At 63.7% G+C, this 6,403-nt stretch carries 4 protein-coding genes, 2 rRNA genes and 1 pseudogene; 5 read left to right on the top strand and 2 right to left on the bottom strand.

All coding sequences use genetic code 11. The features are described from left to right. Positions 1-17: 17 nt before the first annotated feature. Positions 18-129, top strand: a 5S ribosomal RNA gene (rrf, locus tag JANGC3_RS0127135). Between the two features lie 407 nt (positions 130-536). Continuing rightward, a 5S ribosomal RNA gene (rrf, locus tag JANGC3_RS0127125) occupies positions 537-649 on the top strand. 231 nt (positions 650-880) lie between these two features. On the opposite strand, the gene JANGC3_RS0127120 is transcribed toward rrf (JANGC3_RS0127125), so the two are convergent. Then, positions 881-1,441, bottom strand: coding sequence for an acyloxyacyl hydrolase (locus JANGC3_RS0127120; RefSeq protein ID WP_026133585.1), 561 nt, complete (start codon positions 1,439-1,441; stop codon positions 881-883). A gap of 130 nt (positions 1,442-1,571) precedes the next feature. Here JANGC3_RS0127120 and JANGC3_RS0127115 point away from each other — a divergent pair, with 130 nt between their 5' ends. Beyond that, entirely contained in the window at positions 1,572-2,474 is a 903-nt protein-coding gene (locus tag JANGC3_RS0127115) for an NAD(P)-dependent oxidoreductase (RefSeq protein ID WP_269746284.1), read from the top strand. Between the two features lie 99 nt (positions 2,475-2,573). Here the strand turns inward: JANGC3_RS0127115 and JANGC3_RS0127110 are convergent, their stop codons facing one another. After that, entirely contained in the window at positions 2,574-3,770 is a 1,197-nt protein-coding gene (locus tag JANGC3_RS0127110) for a M20 aminoacylase family protein (RefSeq protein ID WP_017879641.1), read from the bottom strand. 195 nt (positions 3,771-3,965) lie between these two features. Between JANGC3_RS0127110 and JANGC3_RS0127105 the strand changes: the two genes are divergently transcribed. Together JANGC3_RS0127105 and JANGC3_RS33415 are read left to right on the top strand one after the other, a co-directional pair. Continuing rightward, positions 3,966-6,065, top strand: a complete 2,100-nt coding sequence (locus tag JANGC3_RS0127105) for a molybdopterin-containing oxidoreductase family protein (protein WP_035789086.1) — start codon at positions 3,966-3,968, stop codon at positions 6,063-6,065. A 113-nt stretch (positions 6,066-6,178) separates the two neighbouring features. Then, positions 6,179-6,403 (top strand): annotated as a pseudogene (locus JANGC3_RS33415) (IS110 family transposase); the annotation flags it as partial.

The following is a 6,403-nucleotide window of genomic DNA, read 5'->3' as shown; positions in this document are numbered from 1 at the left end:
TGGTTTTACAAGTTATGCCTGATGACCATAGCAAATTGGTACCACCCCTTCCCATCCCGAACAGGACCGTGAAACAATTTGCGCCGATGATAGTGCTGCAACCAGTGTGAAAGTAGGTTATCGTCAGGCTTGTTATATTAAAAAAGCCCAGTAGAGATACTGGGCTTTTTTTCGTCCGCGTTTTTGTAGGCGTTAAACCAGCCGTGCGTCCGGCCTAGCCGACGTGCGGCAGGGCGTTGCTGACGATTGTGGAGGACCCGCTTGCAGGCGCGCCAGCAATGCCTGGTCGGCCAAGGCGCTGCCGGCGTCGGGCGCGCCGGGTTGCGGCGTCGGCGGCTAGGGGGCCGGCGCGGGCACGGCGGTGTCGCCGAAGCCTTGCAATTTGCGCTCGTGCACGGCCAGCGCGAACACGTCACGGTAAAATGTTTGGCTTGCCGATTTTTTGTTACCCATCGCGAAAGATATGGTGTATGATTCGCCCCGGTCAGATTGATTGCTTGCTGCCCCGTTGTGGAGCAAGCGATTTACAAGTTATGCCTGATGACCATAGCAAATTGGTACCACCCCTTCCCATCCCGAACAGGACCGTGAAACAATTTTGCGCCGATGATAGTGCTGCAACCAGTGTGAAAGTAGGTTATCGTCAGGCTTGTTATATTAAAAAAGCCCCGCAGAGATGTGGGGCTTTTTTTCGTCCGCATTTTTGTGGGCGTTAAACCAGCCGTGCGTCCGGCTAGTTGGCCGATTTTTAATAGCATGCCGGGTTTCCTCCAGTGTTACGGCATCGTAAGCCATGCCGCAACGAGAGGGGCAAGCGGCGGGCGAAAAAAAACCCCTCGTTGTGGCGAGGGGCGAGGGACTGCCTGGCGCAGCGCCTACATCAAAAGCGGTAACTGGCTTTGAGGTTGACGAAGTTCACGCCGCTGTTCGGCTTTTTGTAGCCGCCGTTGGAGAAGTGTTGAATCTTCACGCCGAGTTCCCACTTGTTGTCGAAAACGTAGCCGGCGCCGATGTGGTCGCCGAACTGGAAGTGCGTCGACAGACGATTGTCGTCGTTGTCATACAGTTTCGAGAGGCCGTGCACGCCGATCCCGCCTTCCGCATAGAAGCCTTTTTTGTCATCGCGCTGGAAACGGAACACCGGCGTGAAGCCGATGTCGTACAGCGATTGCTTGGCGCCCTTGACGTTTTGGTAGTGGTTGCCGCGCCATGCACCGGCGCTAGTGTCCCAGTAGCCGCTCAGGTGCGTGCCGTTCGACTGGAACCAGCGCTGGCCCCAGTCCGCAGTGACGCCAACGCGCACCATGCGGACATGCGCGCCGATGGCGACTTCGGCATAGGCGCCGTCGATCAATGGGTCGTCGGCCGCATAAGCCAATTGCATGGCCAGTAAGGCCATGCCCGCGACGAGGGATTTCAATACTCGCTTCTGGAAGAACATATAATCTTTCATCGTAAAATTAGCCTCGCTACTGCCTCGGCCGCCAGAGTGGCAAGCCGGGCGTGTTAATTGCGAATATATAAACACATTCTTACAATTACTTGTATTTTAACAAAATCAGGAATTTCAATTGACACTCTCCACAAAAATCGCGTTTCTGGGTATCGGTCTGATGGGCGAGCCGATGGCGCGCCGTCTCTTGCAAGCCAAACATTCTGTCACAGTTTGGAATCGCACGCTGAGCAAGGCCGAGGCGCTGGCGCCGGACGGCGCGCTGGTCGCGAAGTCGCTTGCCGAGGCGGTGCGCGAGGCTGACATCGTCATCTCGATGCTGGAGGCCGGCCCCATCGTCGGGCAGCTGATCGACGCCGCGCTCGAGGCGCTCGCGCCAGACGCGCTGTGGGTCGACATGAGTTCGACCAAGCAAGCCGAGGCGCAGCAATTCCACGCCCGCCTTGTTGCGCGCGGGCACCGCTTCATCGACGCGCCGGTGTCCGGCGGCGTTGGCGGCGCCCAAGCCGGTACGCTGGCGATCATGGCCGGCGGCAGCGCGGCCGATTACGCGCGCGCGCAGACCGTGTTCGCCGCGATGGGGAGGGCGACGCTGGTTGGCCCGGCCGGCAGCGGCCAGGTCGCCAAATTGTGCAACCAGTTGATTGTCGGCGCGACCCTGAACGTCGTGGCCGAGGCCCTGCTGTTGGCGCAGGCGGCCGGCGCCGATCCGGCGGCGGTGCGCGCGGCGATACGCGGCGGTTTTGCCGAAAGCCGAATCTTGGAGGTGCACGGGCAACGCATGCTGGAGCGAAATTTCGTCGCCGGCGGGCAAGTGAAAAGCCAGCTCAAGGACATGCACAACATCCTGGCGGCCGCCGGCGCGGCCGGTGTCACCCTGCCGTTGACGCAACTCGTCACCGAGCGCTACGAAAGTATCGCCGCCAGCCACGCGACGGCGGACCACTCGGCCGCGTTGCTGGCGTTGGAGCTGCTCAATCCGGGCCGGCGTTTGGGCGACGGGCCGGATAAGTTGGCTTAGGGATGGGGTAGCGCGAGGGCCGGCAACGCTGAAAATCAAGCAACGGCAAAGAGCCGGGGTCAACCCTTCAGGTCCGACCCCGGGGGGGCGCCCGTGGTATTAGGCCGCTGGCGGCAGGCTCATTTCCGCCAGGCGCACCCAGAAACTGGCGCCGATCGGTAGCAACTCGTCGTTGAAGTCGTAGCTGCCGTTGTGCAGCACGCAAGGGCCGAGCCCATGGCCGCCATCGCGGTGCTCGCCTTCGCCGTTGCCGATGAAGATGTAGCAACCCGGTTTTTGTTGCAGGAAGAAGGCGAAGTCTTCGGCGCCCATGGTGGGCTCGACGTTGGCGTTGACCCGCTCGGCGCCGACCACCGAGCGCATCACCTCCAGCGCGAACGCGGTTTCGCGGGCGTGGTTCACCAGCGGCGGGTAATTGCGCTTGAACACGAAGTCGACCTCGGCGCCGAAGCCGGCGGCGGTGTGCTCGGCCACCGCGCGCATGCGGCTTTCAATCAAATCCAGCACCGGCGTGGTGAAGGTGCGCACCGTGCCGACCAGCGTGGCCTCGTCGGGGATCACGTTGGTGGCGCTGCCGGCGTGGATTTGCGTGATCGACAGCACGGCCGTGTCGAGCGGGCTCTTTTCCCGGGTGATGATGGTTTGCCAGCTCTGGGCGATCTGCACCGCGATCATCACCGGGTCGATACCCTTGTGCGGCTGCGCCGCGTGGGCGCCCTTGCCCTTGACGACAACATGGAACTCGTTGCTCGACGCCATCATCGGACCGGCCACCGCGCTCAGCGTGCCGGTCGCGGCGCCCGGCCAGTTGTGCATGCCGTAGATCGCGTCCATTGGAAATTGCGTGAACAGGCCGTCCTCGATCATCTGGCGCGCGCCGGCGCCGCCTTCCTCGGCCGGCTGGAACACCAGGTAGACGGTGCCGTCGAAGTCGCGCTGCCGCGCCAGGTGGCGCGCCGCGCCCAGCAGCATTGCGGTGTGGCCGTCGTGGCCGCAGGCGTGCATCTTGCCCGGGTGGCGCGAGGCGTGCGCGAAGGTATTGTTTTCCTGCATGGGTAGCGCGTCCATGTCGGCGCGCAGGCCGATCGCCCGTTCCGAGGTGCCGTTCTTGATGATGCCGACCACGCCGGTGCGGCCCAGCCCGCGCACCACCGGAATACCCCACTCGGTCAGCTTGGCGGCGACGACGTCGGCGGTGCGCCGTTCCTCGTAACACAGTTCGGGATGGGCGTGCAGATCGCGGCGTATCTGTCGCAGCTCGGCTTGAAACGCTATGATGGGATCAACTAGTTTCATCGGACTCTCCTGGAATTCGCAATGCGGGGTGCCGCTTCTGCCGGCGCGCGTGTTTGATCGAAAACATGCACGGTGAATAAGCCATTGTAGCCCTTGTCGAGCCTGCGGAACCAGCGCACCCACCAGCGCCGCGTACGCCGGCCGGGAATGGTTTACAGTATGGGCTTCCACAGCCGCTTTTATTGAGATTATCTGATGACGACGACACAAGTTCGCGCAACCTGCCCGCACGACTGCCCCGATACCTGCGCCTTGCTGGTCACCGTGCGGGACGGCGTGGCCACCGAGGTCAAGGGCGACCCCGACCATCCGACCACGGCCGGCGTGCTGTGCACCAAGGTGTCGCGCTACACCGAACGCACCTACCACGCCGAGCGCCTGCTCTACCCGCTGCGCCGGGTCGGTAAAAAGGGCGAGGGCAAGTTCGAGCGCATCAGCTGGGACGAGGCTTTGACAACCATCGCGGCGCGCCTGCGGGACATCGCCGCGCGGGCGCCGCAGGCGATCCTGCCGTACAGCTACGCCGGCACGATGGGCCTGGTGCAGGGCGAGTCGATGTCGTCGCGCTTCTTCCACCAGCTCGGCGCCTCGCTGCTGGACCGCACCATCTGCGCCTCGGCCGGCGGCACCGGCTACCGCTACACCGTCGGCGCCACCATCGGCACCGACCTCGAACAATTCCAGAACGCCAAGCTGATCCTGATCTGGGGCGGCAACCCGATCGCCTCCAACCTGCATTTCTGGACCCGCGCGCAGGAAGCCAAGCGGCGCGGCGCGAAACTGATCGCCATCGACCCGTACCGCTCGCTGACGGCGGAGAAATGCCACCAGCACATCGCCTTGCTGCCGGGCACGGACGCCGCGCTGGCGCTGGGCATGATGCACGTGCTGATCGCCGACGACCTGCTGGACCATGATTACATCGCCCGTTACACGCTCGGCTTCGACGAGTTGAAACAGCGCGCCGCCGAGTGGCCGCCCGAGCGCGCCGCCGAGGTCTGCGGCATCAGCGTGGCCGAGGTGGTCGACCTGGCGCGGCTGTACGGCCAGATGGCGAAGGACGGCGAACCCGTCGCCATCCGCGCCAACTACGGCGTGCAGCGCGTGCGCGGCGGCGGCATGTCGGTGCGCACCATCGCCTGCCTGCCGGCGCTGATCGGCGCCTGGCGCCAGCCGGCCGGCGGCATGCAACTGTCCTCGTCCGGCTCGTTCCCGGTCAACCGCGCGGCGCTGCAGCGGCCCGACCTGTTGAAGGGCAAGCCGCGGACGATCAACATGACCACCATCGGCGACGACCTGCTGCGCGAGAGTTCGCCCGAGTTCGGCCCGAAAGTCGAAGCCGTGATCGTCTACAACTCCAACCCGCTGGCGATCGCGCCGGATTCGTCGAAGGTGGCGCAGGGTTTCGCGCGCGAAGACTTGTTTACCGTGGTGCTCGAACATTTCCAGACCGACACCGTCGACTACGCCGACATCGTGCTGCCGGCCACCACCCAGCTCGAACACGTCGACGCCCACCTGGCCTACGGCCACCTGTACATGATGGCCAACAACGCGGCGGTCGCGCCGATGGGCGAGGCCAAGCCCAACACCGAGGTGTTCCGCCTGCTGGCCGCGCGCATGGGCTTTGACGACCCGTGCTTCCAGGACAGCGACGACGCGCTGGCCGCGCGCGCCTTCGACGCCGGCGACGCGCGCGCCGTGCATTTCGACTGGGAGTCGCTGAAGCAAAAGGGCTGGCAAAAGCTGGCCATGGCCGAGGCGCCGTTCGCCGCCGGCGGCTTTCCCACGCCGTCGGGCAAATGCGAATTCTATTCGGCGACGATGCAGGCCGACGGGCTCGACCCCTTGCCGACCTACATCGCGCCGTACGAGTCGGCCGCCAGCAACCCGGCGCTGGCGGCCAGGTATCCGCTGGCGATGCTGTCGCCGCCGGCGCGCAACTTCCTCAACTCGACCTTCGTCAACATCAAGAGCCTGCGTTCGGCCGAGGGCGAGCCGCATTTGGACATCCACCCCGACGACGGCGCCGCGCGCGGCATCGCCCACGGCGACATGGTGCGCATCTTCAACGACCGCGGCTCCTTCGTGGCCAAGGCGCGGCTCACCGACAAGGCCCGCGTGGGCCTGGTCGTGGGCCTGTCGGTGTGGTGGAAAAAACTCGCCGGCGACGGCAAGAACGTCAACGAAGTGACCAGCCAGCGCCTGACCGACATGGGCCGGGCGCCGACTTTCTACGACACCCTGGTGCAAGTCGAGAAAGCCGCCGCGCAAGGGGGAATTGCGCTAAGCTAAGGTGCCGGGTCCGAATTTGTCGGTTTTGTAGATACTATGAATGAAGGCGGGTCGGCAAAAGACGCAAATTAATCCTAAAGTGAAGGTTCGAAGAATCAACTTAGGAGAAAATCATGCAACCGACCCGCGCCAACGATTTTACGCCTGAAGTCGAAGTTTTTGCAGTGGCATTAGAGTTGTCGAGCAAGAGCTGGAAAATTGCCTTGCACGACGGAAAGAGAGAGAAGCCGGCGATTCAGACGGTTTCCGGCGAGACAGCGGCGGGGCGCCTCAACGAAACGGTGCAGGAGATTGAGAAGTTCAAGGCAAAGTGGGGCCTGGCCGCCGAGGTACGCACC

The sequence above is a fragment of the Janthinobacterium sp. CG3 genome, from assembly GCF_000344615.1.
In the GTDB taxonomy this organism is placed as follows: Bacteria; Pseudomonadota; Gammaproteobacteria; order Burkholderiales; family Burkholderiaceae_D; genus Janthinobacterium.
Note: the sequence above shows the minus strand (reverse complement) of the source record. Positions and strands in the feature narration are given on the sequence as shown.

Bases quoted from the DNA above. Each gene is read 5' to 3' on its own strand.
- JANGC3_RS0127120 (WP_026133585.1), bottom strand. From the start codon at position 1,441: ATGTTCTTCCAGAAGCGAGTATTGAAATCCCTCGTCGCGGGCATGGCC.
- JANGC3_RS0127110 (WP_017879641.1), bottom strand. From the start codon at position 3,770: ATGAAACTAGTTGATCCCATCATAGCGTTTCAAGCCGAGCTGCGACAG.
- JANGC3_RS0127105 (WP_035789086.1), top strand. From the start codon at position 3,966: ATGACGACGACACAAGTTCGCGCAACCTGCCCGCACGACTGCCCCGAT.